Origin of the sequence: Halarchaeum grantii (genome assembly GCF_014647455.2) — an archaeon.
Taxonomy (GTDB): Archaea; Halobacteriota; Halobacteria; order Halobacteriales; family Halobacteriaceae; genus Halarchaeum; species Halarchaeum grantii.
This window is the reverse complement of record NZ_BMPF01000008.1, coordinates 26158-41895: the sequence shown is the minus strand read 5'-3', so window position 1 is coordinate 41895 and position 15738 is coordinate 26158. Positions and strand designations below refer to the sequence as shown.

The window sequence follows — 15738 nt, the reverse complement described above, 5'->3', positions numbered from 1 at the left end:
CTCAGGCGGCGTTCGGGCGGACGTCCTCGGCACCGGGTGGAGTGACCGAGTCGAGGACGTCCTCGATGACCGCGACCGAGGAGACGTCGCTGATTTCGGCGTCCGTGCTCAGCACGAGGCGGTGGTTGAGCGCGGGGACGGCGAGCGCCTTGACGTCGTCCGGGACGACGTAGTCGCGGCCGTCGACCGCCGCGCGCGCCTTGCTCGTTCGCTGGAGGGCGAGCGCGCCACGCGGGGAGACGCCGTGGTCGACGTCGGCGGAGTCCCGGGTCGCCGCGACGATGTCGAGGACGTAGTCGACGACGCGCTCGTCGATATAGACGTTCGAGGCGTCGGCGCGCGCGGCGGCGAGGTCGTCGTGGGTGACGACCTGCGTGACGTCCTGCGGACCGAGGTCGGGGTTCGAGTCGAAGCGCGCGAGGAGGCGGCGTTCCTCTTCGCGTGTCGGGAGGCCGACGTCGAGTTTGAGCTGGAAGCGGTCGCGCTGTGCGACCGGGAGTTCGAACGTCCCCTCCATCTCGATGGGGTTCTGCGTCGCGACGACGAAGAACGGCTCCGGGAGCGCGAGCGTCTCCCCCTGCACGGTGACGGTGCGTTCCTGCATCGCCTCCAGGAGCGCGCTCTGGGTCTTCGGCGTCGTGCGGTTGATCTCGTCGGCGACGACGACGTTCCCGAAGACCGGCCCTTTCTGGAGGGTGAACTCCCCGGTCGTCTGGTTGTAGACGTGCGTCCCGGTGATGTCGGCCGGCATCAGGTCCGGCGTCATCTGGACGCGGTTCACGTCGAGGCCGGTCGCGCGAGCGAAGAGGTTCGCGACCGTCGTCTTCGCGACGCCGGGCACGCCCTCCATGAGGACGTGGCCGTCGCTGAGCAGCGAGAGCGTGAGATGTTCGACGAGGTCCGTCTTCCCGATGAGGACGGTTTCGATCTCGTCGCGGAGCGCTTCGTAGAACGCGGCCGCCGAGTCAGTCATCGCGCGGGGATTCGCGACGGCGCGTAATAACCCCTTGCACGACGCGCGCGCGGCGCTCCGCGTCCCAGTCGGGGTGCTCGCGGGCGAGGTAGGCGTCGATGGCCTCGGCGTCAAGGCGGGGGGGCGTGTCGGTCTCCGTCGGCGCCGACCGTGCGAGGGCGTCGAGGACGCGGCGGCGGTACGGCCACGCGGCGACGGCGGCGAGCGCGGCGAGCGCGACGGCGAGTTGGCCGAGCGCCGAGTCGCGGAGCGCGTAGAGCGCCGAAACCGCGAGCGGGAGGGCGGCCGTGTGCGAGTAATCGAGGAGGGCGTGCCGGTGATCGTCGAAGAGCGCGGTGGCGAAGCGGCGGTTGTCCCCGCGCTCGAGCATCGCGTTGAGGAACAGACTGGCGTCGGCGACGACGACGACGCGTCCCGCCTGAACGGACTCGGTGGCGACGACCGGGTGGCGGCCGACGGGGTCGCTCGCGTCGAGCGTCCCGTTCGCGTTCGCGTCGAGATAGGCGTTCGGGGAGGACGTCGCGAGCACGCGGCCGCCCGCCGGGGTGAGCACGGTGCCGTAGTTGAAGACGAGCGTGTCGACGCCGGTCGTCCACGGGCTCCCGGTGACGTTCGTGAGACGAGGGAGTGCGGGGCCGCGCTCGTAGTGTCGGGGGTCGCGGAGGGCGCGCCCGTCGAGTCGAGTGCGGGCGCCGAGCGCGGCGAGGAGCGCGTTTGCCTCGCCGTCGCGGTCGCCGGCGACGACGAGCGTCCCGCCGTCGGCGACGAACTGGCGGAGGGTGCGCTGCTCGGCGTCCGTGTAGGGCTGATCGGGCGAGAGCACGACGGCGACGGTGTCGTTCGCCGGGACGCCCGCGTACTCGTCGGTGTCGCGGACGACCGTCGGGGTCGCGCCGGCGTCGGCCGCGACCTGTCGGAGGTCGCTGGTGCCGTCCCAGCCACGGTTGTACGCGCCGAAATCCGCAGTCGACGTGGCGGCGGCGTAGCCGCCGGTGAGGAGGACGGCACAGAGGAGCGCGACGAGCGCGCCGGTGCGCCACGGCACGTCCACGCTCAGAGCACCCCCGGCGGGAGGATGGCGAGGATGCGTTTCACGACGACGTAGCCGAAGACGAGGAGGCCGACGGCGATGAGCCAGCGGAGGCGGCGGCGCCACGCGGGCGTGACCGCGATCGGGGCGGTGAGTTCGACGACGACGAGGAAGCCGATGAGGCCGACGACGAAGTAGAGTTCGTACGTGAGGGCGTCGAGCGCGCTGAGCGCGACGAGGGAGACGAGGAGCCACGCGAGGTGGCCGACGATGAAGCGCTCGCGACGCCGCGTGGTCATCGGCCGGATATTCGACAGTCCGGGTTTTGTAGGTGTCGCATCGGTCAGCCGGTCAGAGGAACGGCTGCGTGCAGTACGGGCAGAGCGGGTCCCCGGAGTCGGCGTCGCGCGCGACCCGCTCGAGGAACTCCGAAGAGAGGAATTCACCACAGTTCTGGCACGTTGGCATCGGACTCCTGATCCCTGTGAGTAGTGTTCAAGGCACAAACACATATAGCTGTGTTAGTATCACATTCCGCACCGGTTCGCAGTCGGTGGGGGGCACTCAGTCGCCCGGGTCGTCGAGGTGCCAGGTGATCCGCTCGGCGGTCGCGGGGAGCGCGGCGTGGCTGGGGCGACTGGTCGTGGCCGCCACGGCACACGGTAGTCGTGTTCAGAGGTAGGTATTTACGCCGCAATCGACTCCGTACAGTACGAGACAGTCGGGCGCCGCCATTCGCGGCTGAGTGAATGCGCTGGGACCGACGGGAGACACCGAGGCATGCGCCACACACACGCGGAACCGGTCGAGCACATCGCAGGAGGCGACGGCGCCAGCGCTCGCAATCCGGGGGCGGCGCGATGAACGACCTCGTGTCGGGCGGGGAGGCGAGCGACGAGATCCGCGTCCTACACGTGGACGACGACGCCGCGCTCGGTGAGCTCGTCGCGACGTCGCTCGAACGCGTGAACGGCCGCCTCAGCGTCGAGACCGTCCAGAGCGCGGACGCGGGACTGGACGCACTCGCGGACGAGACGTTCGACTGCGTCGTCTCCGACTACGACATGCCGGGACGGGACGGCATCGAGTTCCTCCGGGTGCTGCGCGCGACGCACCCCCGGGTGCCGTTCGTCCTCTACACGGGGAAGGGTTCCGAGGAAGTCGCGAGCGACGCCATCACGGCGGGCGCGAGCGACTACCTCCAGAAGGAGGGCAGCATCGACCACTACGGCGTGCTGGCGAATCGCATCGTGACGCTCGTCGAGCACGAGCGCGCGGAGACGACGATGAACGACGCCCAGCGGCTCTTCTCAGAGCTCGCCGACCGGACGACGGACGTCCTCTGGTTGGTCAGCGCCGAATGGGAGGAGGTCGTGTTCATCAACGACGCCTACGAGGACGTCTTCGGCCAGCCCCGCGAGCGTCTCGAAGCGAACCCGCGGGCGTTCCTCGAGCCCGTGGCGCCGGGCGACCGCGAGCGCCTCGAAGCCGCGATTGAGGCCCTCGGGGAGGGCGTGTCGATGGACATCGAGGTCGGCGTCGTCACGCCCGACGGGACGACGCGCGACATCTGGATCAAGGGCGAGCCGATCACGGACGAGTCGGGCACGGTCACGCACCTCGGCGGATTCACGCGCGACGTCACCGAACGGACGGAACGCGAGCGCGAGCTCGCGAGCGCCGAGCGCCAGTACCGGGCGATGTTCGAGGACCCGAACATCCTCGTCGGCGTCCTCGAGCCGGACGGCGTCGTTCGGGACGTCAATCAGACCGCGATGGAGTACATCGAGGGCGACCTCGACGACGTGCTCGGCGAACCGTTCGCGGAAACGCCGTGGTGGGGTGACGATGACGCGCTCCGGGCGGACGTCGACGAGTGGGTGGCGCGCGCGGCGGCCGGCGAATACGTCGAGTTCGAAGCCGACATCACGGGCACCGACCGGATGCGGACCGTCAGCGGCACCTTCCGGCCGGTGCGCGACGACGACGGCACCGTGACGGCGATCATCGTCTCCGACCGCGACATCACGGAGCGAACGGACCGCGAGCGCGAGCTCGTGCGGGTGCGCGACCTCCTCGAGAAGACGGAGCGAATCGCGGACGTCGGCGGCTGGGAGATAGACGCGGAAACGATGGACGTCTTCTGGTCGGAGAACCTCTTCGACATCCTCGGGATCGAGGGCGACGAGGAGCCGCCGCTCGAAGGGGCGCTCGACGTCTACCACGAGGAAGACCGCGCCACCGTCGCGAACGCCGTCGAGGCCGGCCTCGAAGACGGGGAGTCCTTCGATATCGAGGTGCGCTTCCTGACGCCGACCGAGGACGTGCGCTGGCTGCGCGTGCAGGGCGTGCCCGTGCTCGAGGGCGGCGACGTCGTCACCCTCCGTGGCGCGGTGCAGGACGTCACGGAGCAAAAGCGCGACGAGCGCGAGTTGATGCGGCAGAACGAGCGCCTCGAGGAGTTCGCGAGCGTCGTGTCACACGACCTCCGCAACCCGCTGAACGTCGCGAGCGGCTACCTCGACCTCGCGCGTGAGACGAGTGATAGCGACGCGCTCGCGGAGGTCGGACGGGCGCACGAGCGCATGAACGACCTCATTGACGACCTCCTGACGCTCGCACGAACCGGCGACCACGTCCGCGAGGAGACCGCGCTCGACCTCGCGAGCGTCGCGGAGGACGCGTGGCGACACGTCCCGACCGGGGCCGCGACGCTCGAAGTCGCGAGCACGACGACGGTGTACGCCGACCGGAGCCTCCTCCAGCAGCTCCTCGAGAACCTCTTCCGGAACGCGGTCGAGCACGGTTCGGCCGGCCCGCCGTCGCCCACGCCGGCGCACGCCGTCGAACACACCTCGACTGACTCCCGACGCGAGGGCGAGACCGGCGCCGACGACGAGGGGGCCGTGACGGTCACCGTGGCGGCGCGCCCGGACGGGTTCGTCGTCGCGGACGACGGCCCCGGCATCCCTGCGGAGGCACGGGAGCGGGTCTTCGACGCCGGCTACTCGACGAGCGAGTCCGGCACCGGCTTCGGGCTCGCGATTACCGAGCGCTGCGCGGACGCGCACGGCTGGACGGTGCGCGTCGCCGAGAGCGAGCGCGGCGGCGCGCGCTTCGAGTTCACGGACGTCCGAACGAGCTGAGACGACGGGACGACGCTCCCGCTGGCGAGGACGAATTGGCGCGGAGGAAAACCCGAGTCCCGCTCGCGAAAGAGGGGCTGGAGCGGCGGTGTGCGGCTAGTTCTCGCTGGCGATGGCGCTCATGAAGAACGCCCCGAAGACCGTCTGAACGCCGAGAACGATGGCGGTGAACGCGACGATGTCGGCGCTGACGAGCGGGAGGGTGCTGAAGCCGCTCGTCGCCCACTCGTAGACGAGCCAGAGCGCGTAGGCACCGCCGGCGACGCCGATGGCGGTGCCGACGGTGGCGGCGCGTTCGAGGGAGGCGTGTTCGACGATGGCGGCGGTGACGGCGTCGTTCGGGCGGCGGATGGGGTCGGCGGCGATGGTGGCGAAGACGCCCATGCTCGCGGTCTGATACCCGACGAGGGTGAGGAGCGACCCCGCGATCATGGAGTGGGGGCCGAAGGAGACCCCGTCGATGTCGAGACCGGTCGCGGCGAGCGCCATGACGGCGACGCCGAGGACGCCGAGGAGCGTGCCGGGGATGCTGAAGAGGTAGCCGGGGGCGTTGAGGAGCATGAAGCGGACGTGGCGCCACCCATCCCGAAAGCTCTCGAGTTTCGCCTCGCCCTTGCGTTCGTGGTAGGTGATGGGAATCTCCTCGATGGTGAGGTCGCGCGCGCCGGCGTCCATGATCATCTCGGAGGCGAACTCCATCCCGTCGGTGGAGAGGTCGAGGGTGTCGAGGACGTCGCGGTGGAAGACCCGAAAGCCGGAGTGGGCGTCGCTGACGCCGGCGCCGTAGAAGACGTTGAGGAACTTCGTGAGGAGGGGGTTGCCGACGTACTGGTGGAGAGAGGGCATCGCGCCGTCGCGAATCTCGCCCTCGAGGCGGCTCCCCATGACCATGTCGGCCTCGCCGGCGACGACCGGCTGGAGGAGCGCGGGGAACTGCTCGAAGTCGTACGTGCAGTCGGCGTCGCCGATGACGAGGTAGTCGCCGCGGGCGTGTTCGAAGGCGTAGCGGTAGGCGTAGCCGTAGCCCTCGTCGTCCGGGTTGACGACGCGTGCGCCCATCTCGCGGGCGATGTCGGGCGTGCGGTCAGTGGAGTCGTCGCTGAGGATGATCTCGGCGGTGATGCCGGAATCGGCGAGCGCGCGCTTGACCATCTCGATGCAGTCGGCGATGCCCTCCTCCTCGTTCATCGTCGGCATGATCACGCTCACCGTCGGGTCCTGCTCGCTCTCCGCCCCGAGGAGGAGTGCGTCGCCGGCGTCCACCTCGCCCGTGTCGACGTCGGACGCGGTCGCGTCGGTGTACTCGGCCGACATGTCAGTCACGGCCACCGACCACGTCGTCGCCCACGCCGTCGATGATCGTGCGGCCACAACCGACGCAGACGTAGGATTGGTCGACGGTCTCGGTCGCGGGCGCATTACACGAGATACATTTCAACCGTGCGCTCCGGGCCCCTCTCGGATAGCGTGACATTAGTGGCCACAAAACACTTCAGTACCAAAAATGTTGCTTCACTATTGTTTTACAGGGACACGGCTCCGCGACCCGACCGGCGCGAACCCGCCGAGGAAACCGAGGTGGGCGCGACGACCGGTGAAAATTCCCGCGCGACTCACCGAGAAGAATGTAGAAGACTCATATGTGACACTCACCGACGCACCACTACGAGATGGAGATCTTCGCCTCCCGGAGTGACCGACGTCGCGGCCTGCTCGCGCTCTGTCTCGTCGCCGCCGCGTTCGTCACTCTCTACGTCGTCGTACGCAACTACGGCGCGTTCCTCTCCGACCCGCAGGCGCTCCGCGCGTGGATCCGGCAGTTCGGCGCGTTCGCCCCCCTCGTCTTCGTCCTCGTGCAAGCCCTCCAGGTCGTCGTCGCGCCCATCCCCGGTCAGGTCCTCGCGCTCACCTCCGGCTACCTCTTCGGCCCCCTCGCCGGCACCGTCTACAGCCTCACCGGCGTCCTCATCGGGAGCATCGTCGCGTTCACGCTCTCGAAGCGCTTCGGGCGCTCGTTCGTCGAGGGCATCCTCCACGAGGACGTCCTCAGGCGCTTCGACGGCTTCGTCGAGCGCGTCGGCCTCCCCGGCCTCCTCGCGTTCGTCATCATCCCCGGACTCCCTGACGACGCGATCTGCTTCCTGAGCGGCCTCACGAGGTGGCCGCTCCGGGCGTTCATCGCCGTCATCGCCGTCGGCCGCCTCCCAGCGTACGTCATCACGGTCTACGCCGGCGACGAACTGGCGAACGGCCAACTGCTCTCCGCCGCCGTCCTCATCGGCGCCATCGTCGCGTTCTCCGTCATCGGCTACTACAAGCAGGAGGCCGTCCGCGACATCGTCGAGCGCGCGGAACGCCGGCTCTCCGGACGCAGCTAGCGCGCAAAACGGACGAGAGGCGGCCGCCGCGAGGGAGAAGGTGAGGCGTTCGAGGGAAGTCCGAGAGGGCGGACTGGTACGCGTCGACGGCGGCCGGTCGACCGCGAGGGCACGAGTGGCGACGTCACGGCGATGAAGGTAATTACGCCGAGTGCAAACGGGGGGACGAACCGTGGCTTCAGGAACCGCCGCGAACGTCGTCCTCATCACGGTCGACTCGCTCCGCGCCGACGCGATCGGCCCGTACGACGATTCGCGCCACACACCCGTATTGGACGGCCTCGCCGAGCGAAGCGCCGTCTTCGAACGCGCGTTCGCCACCGGGAACTGGACGCCGTTCTCCTTCCCGTCCATCCTCGCGTCGCGCCCCGTCTTCGCGGACACCGGCGACATCGGCGTCACCAGCTCGCCGACGCTCGCGTCCCAGCTCTCGGAGGCCGGCGTCGCCACCGGCGGGTATAACGCCGCGAACGGCTTCCTCACCTCGCACTGGGGCTACGACCGAGGTTTCGACGCGTTCGACGCCTTCGTCACGAGCGTCGGCTCCGGGCTCTACAGTCGCTATCTCGCCACGCACCCCACGGTGGAGGCGTGGATCCAGCTCGCGACCACGCCCGCACGCCGCCTCTCCTCGTGGCTCAGGGGGACGAGCGACGACCGCCCCTTCCTCGACACCTCGCGGCTCTTCGACGTCGAGCACGCCGCCCAGTCCTTCCTCGCGGACGCCGACGGCCCGTTCTTCCTCTGGGTGCACTACATGGACACGCACACACCGTACGTCCCCGCGCCCCGCTACATCCGCGAGGTCTCCGACGACCTCCTCGGCACGCACCGAATGCTCCACGCGCACACCCGCACGGGCCTCGGCCTCGGCGTCGACGAGCGCACGCTCACCGAGCTCCGCCTGCTCTATCAGGCGGCCGCCCGGCAGGTCGACGCGAGCATCGGCCGCCTCCTCGACGCGCTCGGTGATGCCGGTCACCGCGAGGACACCGCCGTCGTCGTCGCCGGCGACCACGGCGAGGAGTTCCAGGAGCACGGCCACCTCGCGCACTACCCGAAGCTCTACGACGAGCTCGTCCGCGTCCCCCTCATCGTCGACGTGCCGGGCGCGGACGCGCGCCGCGTCGAGGGACAGGTCGGCCTCGACGCCATCCCGCCGACGGTCACCGACCTCCTCGACGTCGACCCCGCGCCCGAGTGGACGGGCGACTCGCTCGCGTCGACGGTCGTCGACGGGGACGCCCCGGCGGACGACCCGGTCGTCTCCGTCGCCGTCCGCGGCGAGGACGTCACCACCCAACCCATCCCGCGCTCGCTCGCGGACGGCGACCTCCTCGTGAGCGTCCGGGACCGCGACTGGACGTACATCCGGAACGTCGACGCGGACGCCGAGGAGCTCTACTACCGGCCCGAGGACCCCGGCCAGCACGACGACCGCACGGCCGACCCGTCCGCCGAGGCGCGCGCGGTCATCGAGCGCTACCGCCCGATAACGGACGCGCACGCGGCCCGTCTCCGCGAACGCGAGGGGGACGCGGCCGGCGACGACGCGGTCGATTCGGATCTGGAGACGCGTCTGGAAGCGCTCGGGTACCGCTAGTGGTGCGTCGGTACCTCCGCCAGCTCTACGAGGGGCCGCGAGCGACTCAGCTTCGGCGGTTCTTCACGGTCGGCCTCCTCACCGCGGGCATCCAGATGGCGCTCCTCTGGACGTTCGTCGACGTCGGCGGCCTCGACTATCTCGTCGGCGCGGCGGTCGCCATCGAGATCACGATCGTCCTCTCCTACGTCCTCAACAACGCGTGGACGTTCCGCGCGGTCCAGCACACAAGCCTCCGGCCGTACCTCCGGGGGCTGGTGCGGACGAACGTCGTCCGGGGCAGCGCCATCCCCATCCAGCTCGCGGTCCTCGCGGCGCTCGTCGAACTCCAGAGCGTCCCCTATCTGGCCGCGAACGTCGGCGCGATCGCCGTCAGCGGCCTCTATCGGTACGCCCTCGACACGCGCTGGACGTGGAAGGGCGGGGCGTAGCGGGACGGCCGCGCTCGTGCGGAGGAAGCGCCGCCTATCGCGCGGCGGCGACACTGCAGGACCGGTCCGCGAGCGTGGGCGCGTCGCTCAGCGCCACGCCTCGCGGAGCGCGATGAGGACGCCGCCGAGCATCGCGAGGTTCCCGAAGAACGCGAGGCGGTCGCCGCTCCGGTCGTCCGGGTCGTCGTTCCAGAAGTCGTGCATCGTCAGCGTCACTACCGTCAGGAACGTCGCGGCGGCGCCCGTCGCGAGACGCGGGAGCTTCCAGAGCGCGATGCCGAGGCCCGCCGACACCATCGTCCCCGACCCGAGCGGCGCGAGCACCGACGGCATCGGGACGCCCTCCGACTCCGCGTACTCGACGGCCCCCTCGAGGTCACGGAAGTCCTCCGACGCCTGCAGGGCGAGTCCGAGGCCGAGCGCGACCCGCCCGAGTCGCGACATCGAAGCGCCACCGTCGTCCTGTTGCTCCGTCATACACGGGTGTTCCGGCGTCAGCATCAAAAACCTAGTCGCGCCCTCGGCGGCGACACCGGACACGCCGAGCACGGACGGCCGGTGGCTACGGAGCACTCGGTAGATCACCGGATGGTGTCAGAGGGAAATTATAAAGACAGTTTACAGTGTGTCAGAGAGAGTCGGGTGAGCGATAGTGACACAGACCGAGTTCTGCCCGCGCTGTCAGTGACCCACGACTGAAGTCGTGGGCTTGTCAGTGGACTCCCAGTTCCGGCCGACAAACGTGCCGGCGGGGGTGAGCGTCCCCGACATCAGGGCCAACTGACTCGTGACCCACCCGGACGAACGCGTGTGGCTCGCCGGGCTGTGTTCCTCGAGATACCGCAGTCCGATGTTCCGCGCGGCGTTGTAGTCCGCGTCCACCGCATACCCGCACTCGACGCACTCGAACGTCTTGTCCTGGCGATTGTGCTCCGAGACGCACTCGCAGTCCGGCCGACTGCATCCCTGACTCGTGTATGCGGGGTTGACGGTGTCGACCTCAACGCCGTACGGCTCCAGCTTGTACTCGACATAGTCGGAGAGCTTGGAGAAGAGCCACTGCTGGAATTTTGGCAGGTTCGAGATGCGCTTACGGATGTCCGTCAAGTTCTCGAACACTACGTGCGTCGCCTCCACGCGAAGCGCATCCTGGACGACCGCGTTCGCCACGCGATGCACGAGGTCGTCGTAGTGGCGCCACTCCTGCCCACGACGCGTCCGGATACGCTCGTGGGCGGCGTGCGTCCCCGTCTGCTGAAGTTCGCCGCGCAAGGCTTCCTGTCGGGCGCGGTAGTCGTTCAGCGCGTCGGCGTTCCCGTAGAAGCCGCCCGTACTCGTCACAGCCAGACTCCCCTCGACGTTGCGATCCACGCCGAGGACACGGATCGTATCCTCCGGCGTTTCGAGATCGACGTCGGCGTCGACGAAAATCGTCGGTGTCGGCACCGTGGTGTACGAGCGGTGCATCGAGGCGTGCAGCCAGAATCGCTCGCCGTCGTAGACGAGCGTCGAAGTCGCAAACGACCACCGATGGTCGAGGACGTACGTCGAGTACGGCGTCCCCTCTAACTCTGCCGGGAGGACGTATCGCGCCTCCACGCGACCATCCACAGTAGCGAGACTGACTTTGTAGCGGGAGTACGTGGCGGCGCGCTTGTCGTAGTGCATCGTCCACTCGGCCTCTCGCCCGTCCCCGAAGTGTGGTTTGGAGACGCGACGACCCGCCGTCCAGTTACTCTGGCACGAATTCACGGCGGAGACGGCGTCTTTGATGGCTTTCTGCACGAGGTTGCTGTGGAGGTCGTCGGTTTGCTCGCGCAGCGGGTAGTAGAGGGCGGCCTCGGCGTCGCCTTTCGACGTGGAGAGGTCGCCTGGTCGTTTGGGGCGGTCGGGCCAGCAATAGTCGACCGTCTCGTTCTGGCAGTCTTGGTAGGGGGCGTGGGTGGCGTGAAGGCTGTCTCGATCGTCCTCGCTGAGTCGGAGTGGAATGCGGACGGTACGACGCGCCTTCACAACCATACGGTCTGTACCACCGTATTCGGTGATAAATGCCAGTGCTGCGTGAGTCTGTCGGGAGTGTGGGACGAGCATCTAGCGCCACCCCACGGCACCGTCACAGACTCCTTTGACCCAGGGACAGCTATTTCTGTTCTCGCGGCGACGACTCGGGTAGTCATGGACGTAGACGAATTCGTCGAGGCGAACGAACCGGGGGAGAGCGGCGAGCGCTTCGAGCTCGAGAACGGCAAGCTCCTCGACGTCGACGTCGACGGCACGGTCATCGCGAAAGCCGGGTCGATGGTCGCCTTCGACGGCGACCTCACCTTCAGCGGGAAATCCTCCGCCGAAGGCGGCGTGATGGGGTTCCTGAAGGAGAAGGCCTCGAGCGAGGGGACGCCCGTGATGGAGGTCAGCGGACAGGGCCACCTCTACCTCGCCGACCAGGGCAAGGAGGTGCAGTTGCTCGAACTCGATGACGGCGAAGCCATCTCCGTGAACGGCCCCGACGTCCTCGCGTTCGAGGACGCCGTCTCCTACGAGATCTCGGTCATCGGGAGCCTCGGCGGCGCGTCGGCGGCCGGGCTGACGAACGTCTTCCTCACCGGCCCCGGGACGGTCGCGATAACGACGCACGGCGACCCGCTCGTCCTCACGCCGCCCGTCCGCACCGACCCCGAAGCGACCGTCGCGTGGAGTCGCAACCTCTCGCCGAGCGTCGAGTCGAACCGGAGTCTGAGCGACCTCGTCGGCTCCTCCTCAGACGAGCGCTACCAGCTCGTCTTCGAGGGCGAGGAGGGGTTCGTCGTCGTCCAGCCCTACGAGGAGGGCCCCGTCGAACCGGCCTGAGGCGGACCCGCCGACCGAGTCGACCGGCCCGAACAGTGCGGTTCAGCGCGCGTCGGTCGCGTCCTCGACGACGGGGAGTTCGACGACGAACGTCGCGCCCGGAGCGTCGTCGTCGACGAGTCGGACGTCGCCGTCGTACGTGTCGACGAGCGCGGCGACGAGGTAGAGGCCCATCCCCGTCCCCGAGCTCTCGATCCCCTTCACCTCCTCCGCGAAGAGCGAGTTGCGGACGCCGGCGGGGACGCCGGGGCCGTTGTCCGTGACGGTGACGCGCACGACGCCGTCGCGTACCTCGACGTCGACCGCCACCACCGGGTGCGCCGTGTCGTTGTGCTGGACGGCGTTGTTGAGGAGGTTGCGGAAGACGGAGCCGAGGAGGTCGTTCGCCGCAACCGTCACGTTCGGCGGGTCGTCCACGAACTCGATGCGCGCGGACGCGAACGCCTCGCGGGACTTCTCGACTTCCGCTCTGAGGACGCGCGTGAGCGACATCGGCCGGAGGGCGACCGCATCGCCGCCGGTGAGCGTCTTCGCGATGTCCGCCGCGACGAGCGTGAGCTCGACGACGTGGTCGGCGGCGGCCTCGACGCGGTCGAGCGTCGGCAGCTGGTCGTCGGTCGCGTCGTCGCGGAGCATCGAGAGCCAACCGAGCACGACGTTCATGTCGTTGCGGATGTCGTGGCGGAGGACGCGATTGAGGATCTCGAGTTCGCGCTCGCGGTCGGCGAGCGCGCGCGACTGCGCGCGCAGCCGGAGGAGGGACTCGACGCGGTCGCCGAGGTCGTACTGGCGGATCGGGACGCGCACGACGCCGTCGACGAGCCGCCAGAGGTCGGCGTGCTCGCGTCGGAACGCCTCGACGGCGTCGCGCTTGGCGTCCGGGACGAGCAACAAGTAGGGGAGGAGCGCACGCGAGGACGCCTTGCGCTGGGCGAGCACGACCCGGTTCTCGACGAGCGCGCGGATGTCGAGGATGCAGAGGTCGAAGGCGGCGTCGGCGGGCGTGTCCCCCGTGAGCGTATAGCGCTCGCGCTCGGCGAGCCACTCCGCGAGCACGCGCCGGTTCGCCGCGTCCGCGACCAGCGGCAGGACCGTCCCGCTCGCCGGCAGGTCGGCGATGTCAGCGGCCGACATCAGCTCGAGTCGCCGCGGTCATCGAAGCGCGGCGTCCCCGTGAGAATACCCGTGAGCCCGGTGAGCGGCTCGCCGACGGTGACGCCGTACTCGGTGAACTCGATGCGCCGCAGCGTGTCCTCGAAGTCGCTCGTGCGCATCTTCAGCACGCCGACGACCTTGTTCATCGAGCCACCGTACTCCAGATAGCGCAGGAAGACGATGTTGTCCGCGAGGTTGCTCGTCGACTCCTCGGTGACGCGGAACTCCCCGGTGATGTCGTGGACCTCGTTCGTGACGAGCGTCGTGACGCCGCGCTCGCGGAGGTAGCGGCCGATGGAGACGAGGTAGTCGACCGGCCCGCGGTGGTCGTCGAACCCACGGAGGTTCTGCTGGAAGCCCTGGAAGCCATCGAGGAGAACGACGCCGGCGTCCTCCTCCTCGACGGCCGAGCGCAGCATCGACGTGACTTGGTCGGCGGTGTACTCGCCGGGGCGGACCTCGACGATTTCGACGTTCCCTCGCTCGATCATCTCCCCGAGGCCGATGTTCAGCGCCTTCGAGCGGCGCAGCATCGTGCGCTCGGACTCCTCGAAGGAGAAGATGACGGAGTGCGTCCCGCGGCCCGCCGCCTCCTTCACGAACTGCATGCTCGTCGTCGTCTTCCCCGCGCCGGTCGGCCCGCTGAAGAACGTCACCGTCCCGCGCTCGAGGCCGCCACAGAGGAGCTTGTCGAGTTCGGGGACGCCCGAGGAGACGCGTTCGTCCGGGAAGTCCGACTCCGCGACGTCCGGGCGGAGGCGCGGCCAGACGTCGACGCCGGCCGCCGTGATCTCGTAGGTGTGCGGGCCGCGCGTCGGCGACGGGCCGCGGAACTTCGGGACGTCGACCGTGAGCGTGTCGCGGCGCCGGTCGAGGTCGATGATGACGTCCGTCATGAATCGGAGGTCGGTGTCGGGTTCGTCCGGCGCGGACTGCGAGGCCATCAGCACCGTGGCGCCGGCGTCCCGGAGGAAGTCGAGGAGGCCGAGGATCTGCGAGCGGAACTGCCGCTCGTCCGTCGTCAGATAGCGGAACTCGGTGATGGGGTCGATGACGACGCGATCCGGTTCGTGCTCGGCGACGGCGTCGCGAATCTCCGAGACGAGCGAGGGCCCGTCGACTTCGGCGGCGGCGAACACGGAGTAGGTCTCGTCCGCCGCGAACGCCTCGGCGGTCGGCGCGAGTTCGAGGAAGCGCAGCGACGGCGAGTCGAGGTCGAACTGTTCGGCGGTGCGCTCGACGTACGACGTCGGTTCGCCGAGGTTGATGTAGAGGCTCGTCTCGTCGTCGCCGCAGGCGGCGAGGAAGTGGAGCCCGAACACCGTCTTCCCGACGCCGGGTGGCCCCCGAACGAGCGCGTTCTGCCCGGTCAGTAATCCGCCGCCGAGAATCGCGTCCAAGCCGTCGATCCCGGTTGGCTCGCGCGCGGACTCCACACTCATGGCTCGGATTAGTTGGGCAATCAGCAAAACTGTGCTGGTAGTCGGTTCGGCCGTTACGCGACGTCGAGTTGGAACTGCTGGTTTTCGACGGCGGCGTCGAGGACGACGCTGGTGGCGGACTCGTTGATGTCGGCGTCGCCGAGCAACTCCTTGATGAGGGTGTTCATGTCGTCGGTGTCGGTGAACTTGCCGACGGCGATGACGTCGTAGTCGCCGGTCACCTCGTAGACTGACACCATCTGCTTGTGCGCGCGCAACCGGTCGGTGAGGTCCGGGAGCGCGCCACCCTCGACCTTCAACTGCAGGATCGCCGTCACGTCGTACCCCAGCTTGTCGTAGTCCACGATGGGCGCGTAATCGCGGATGACGCCCTCGTCTTCGAGGTCGGAGAGGTGGTTCGACACCGTCGTCACCGACACGTCGAGCTCCTCCGCCAGGCTCCGCAGGCTCGCCCGCCCGTCCCCCAGCAACGCGTTAATCAGCTCGGCGTCGAGGTTCTCGTAGGTCACACCCGTAGTGGTCGGAGAGACCATTAGAGGATGGCGGAAAGAGCGGATATTTGCCACCCGAATCGCGCCACTACTGCCGACTTTTGCACGAGCGGGGGGCGTGGTCGAGGAGTGGCCGAGTTATGTAGATCGCTACAGCAGTGGCTTCGTGAGTTGGTATCGACCCCAAACCTAAAAACCCTGTCTCGACCGGCTGCGCGAGCGGGAACGGGAGGCGCGCCGAA

14 protein-coding genes are annotated in these 15738 nt (G+C 68.8%); 5 read left to right on the top strand and 9 right to left on the bottom strand.

From position 1 onward, the window contains the following. Position 1 precedes the first annotated feature (1 nt). Genes IEY12_RS15300 through IEY12_RS15290 form a run of 3 tightly spaced genes read right to left on the bottom strand, consistent with a single transcriptional unit; the run spans position 2 to position 2302 of the window. Positions 2-973 carry an AAA family ATPase gene (locus IEY12_RS15300; protein WP_188884520.1) on the bottom strand — a complete coding sequence of 324 codons (972 nt, stop codon included), beginning with the start codon at positions 971-973 and terminating at the stop codon, positions 2-4. After that, positions 966-2024, bottom strand: a complete 1059-nt coding sequence (locus IEY12_RS15295) for a DUF4350 domain-containing protein (protein WP_188884519.1) — start codon at positions 2022-2024, stop codon at positions 966-968. Before IEY12_RS15295 ends, IEY12_RS15300 begins: the two co-directional genes overlap by 8 nt. Before the next feature lie 2 nt (positions 2025-2026). After that, entirely contained in the window at positions 2027-2302 is a 276-nt protein-coding gene (locus IEY12_RS15290) for a DUF8044 family membrane protein (protein ID WP_188884518.1), read from the bottom strand. A gap of 561 nt (positions 2303-2863) precedes the next feature. Here IEY12_RS15290 and IEY12_RS15285 point away from each other — a divergent pair. Continuing rightward, entirely contained in the window at positions 2864-5149 is a 2286-nt protein-coding gene (locus IEY12_RS15285; protein WP_188884517.1) for a hybrid sensor histidine kinase/response regulator, read from the top strand. 96 nt (positions 5150-5245) lie between these two features. Here IEY12_RS15285 and IEY12_RS15280 read toward each other — a convergent pair whose 3' ends face one another. Beyond that, positions 5246-6463, bottom strand: a complete 1218-nt coding sequence (locus IEY12_RS15280) for a glycosyltransferase family 2 protein (RefSeq protein WP_188884538.1) — start codon at positions 6461-6463, stop codon at positions 5246-5248. A gap of 356 nt (positions 6464-6819) precedes the next feature. On the opposite strand from IEY12_RS15280, the gene IEY12_RS15275 reads away from it, so the two are divergent. The 3 genes from IEY12_RS15275 to IEY12_RS15265 all read left to right on the top strand — a co-directional run bounded on the left by IEY12_RS15275 (position 6820) and on the right by IEY12_RS15265 (position 9561). Beyond that, entirely contained in the window at positions 6820-7527 is a 708-nt protein-coding gene (locus tag IEY12_RS15275) for a TVP38/TMEM64 family protein (RefSeq protein ID WP_188884516.1), read from the top strand. Between the two features lie 172 nt (positions 7528-7699). Then, the gene (locus tag IEY12_RS15270) at positions 7700-9130 is read left to right on the top strand and encodes a sulfatase (protein ID WP_188884515.1); all 1431 of its coding nucleotides are present in this window, start codon (positions 7700-7702) and stop codon (positions 9128-9130) included. Then, the gene (locus IEY12_RS15265; RefSeq protein WP_188884514.1) at positions 9130-9561 is read left to right on the top strand and encodes a GtrA family protein; all 432 of its coding nucleotides are present in this window, start codon (positions 9130-9132) and stop codon (positions 9559-9561) included. Before IEY12_RS15270 ends, IEY12_RS15265 begins: the two co-directional genes overlap by 1 nt. Positions 9562-9648: 87 nt before the next feature. Here the strand turns inward: IEY12_RS15265 and IEY12_RS15260 are convergent, their stop codons facing one another. Both IEY12_RS15260 and IEY12_RS15255 read right to left on the bottom strand, forming a co-directional pair. Continuing rightward, positions 9649-10038, bottom strand: coding sequence for a DoxX family protein (locus IEY12_RS15260; RefSeq protein ID WP_188884513.1), 390 nt, complete (start codon positions 10036-10038; stop codon positions 9649-9651). Between the two features lie 204 nt (positions 10039-10242). Further along, complete coding sequence (locus IEY12_RS15255; protein ID WP_188884512.1) at positions 10243-11580, bottom strand: RNA-guided endonuclease InsQ/TnpB family protein; 1338 nt, start codon at positions 11578-11580, stop codon at positions 10243-10245. A gap of 156 nt (positions 11581-11736) precedes the next feature. Here IEY12_RS15255 and IEY12_RS15250 point away from each other — a divergent pair, with 156 nt between their 5' ends. After that, positions 11737-12408, top strand: coding sequence for an AIM24 family protein (locus tag IEY12_RS15250; RefSeq protein ID WP_188884511.1), 672 nt, complete (start codon positions 11737-11739; stop codon positions 12406-12408). 42 nt (positions 12409-12450) lie between these two features. Here the strand turns inward: IEY12_RS15250 and IEY12_RS15245 are convergent, their stop codons facing one another. The 3 genes from IEY12_RS15245 to lrp are packed head-to-tail and all read right to left on the bottom strand — an operon-like array spanning position 12451 to position 15514. After that, the gene (locus tag IEY12_RS15245; RefSeq protein WP_188884510.1) at positions 12451-13542 is read right to left on the bottom strand and encodes an ATP-binding response regulator; all 1092 of its coding nucleotides are present in this window, start codon (positions 13540-13542) and stop codon (positions 12451-12453) included. Continuing rightward, the gene (locus tag IEY12_RS15240; protein WP_229871458.1) at positions 13542-15005 is read right to left on the bottom strand and encodes a DUF7125 family protein; all 1464 of its coding nucleotides are present in this window, start codon (positions 15003-15005) and stop codon (positions 13542-13544) included. The genes IEY12_RS15245 and IEY12_RS15240 overlap by 1 nt, the downstream gene beginning before the upstream one ends. Before the next feature lie 53 nt (positions 15006-15058). Continuing rightward, positions 15059-15514, bottom strand: coding sequence for an HTH-type transcriptional regulator Lrp (lrp, locus tag IEY12_RS15235; RefSeq protein WP_188884509.1), 456 nt, complete (start codon positions 15512-15514; stop codon positions 15059-15061). Positions 15515-15738 lie beyond the last annotated feature (224 nt).

Excerpts from the sequence above, each read along its gene's own strand:
- IEY12_RS15300 (WP_188884520.1), bottom strand. The coding sequence starts at position 973 with ATGACTGACTCGGCGGCCGCGTTCTACGAAGCGCTCCGCGACGAGATC.
- IEY12_RS15290 (WP_188884518.1), bottom strand. The coding sequence starts at position 2,302 with ATGACCACGCGGCGTCGCGAGCGCTTCATCGTCGGCCACCTCGCGTGG.
- IEY12_RS15285 (WP_188884517.1), top strand. The coding sequence starts at position 2,864 with ATGAACGACCTCGTGTCGGGCGGGGAGGCGAGCGACGAGATCCGCGTC.
- IEY12_RS15280 (WP_188884538.1), bottom strand. The coding sequence starts at position 6,463 with ATGTCGGCCGAGTACACCGACGCGACCGCGTCCGACGTCGACACGGGC.
- IEY12_RS15275 (WP_188884516.1), top strand. The coding sequence starts at position 6,820 with ATGGAGATCTTCGCCTCCCGGAGTGACCGACGTCGCGGCCTGCTCGCG.
- IEY12_RS15260 (WP_188884513.1), bottom strand. The coding sequence starts at position 10,038 with ATGACGGAGCAACAGGACGACGGTGGCGCTTCGATGTCGCGACTCGGG.
- IEY12_RS15255 (WP_188884512.1), bottom strand. The coding sequence starts at position 11,580 with ATGGTTGTGAAGGCGCGTCGTACCGTCCGCATTCCACTCCGACTCAGC.
- IEY12_RS15250 (WP_188884511.1), top strand. The coding sequence starts at position 11,737 with ATGGACGTAGACGAATTCGTCGAGGCGAACGAACCGGGGGAGAGCGGC.
- IEY12_RS15245 (WP_188884510.1), bottom strand. The coding sequence starts at position 13,542 with ATGTCGGCCGCTGACATCGCCGACCTGCCGGCGAGCGGGACGGTCCTG.
- IEY12_RS15240 (WP_229871458.1), bottom strand. The coding sequence starts at position 15,005 with ATGAGTGTGGAGTCCGCGCGCGAGCCAACCGGGATCGACGGCTTGGAC.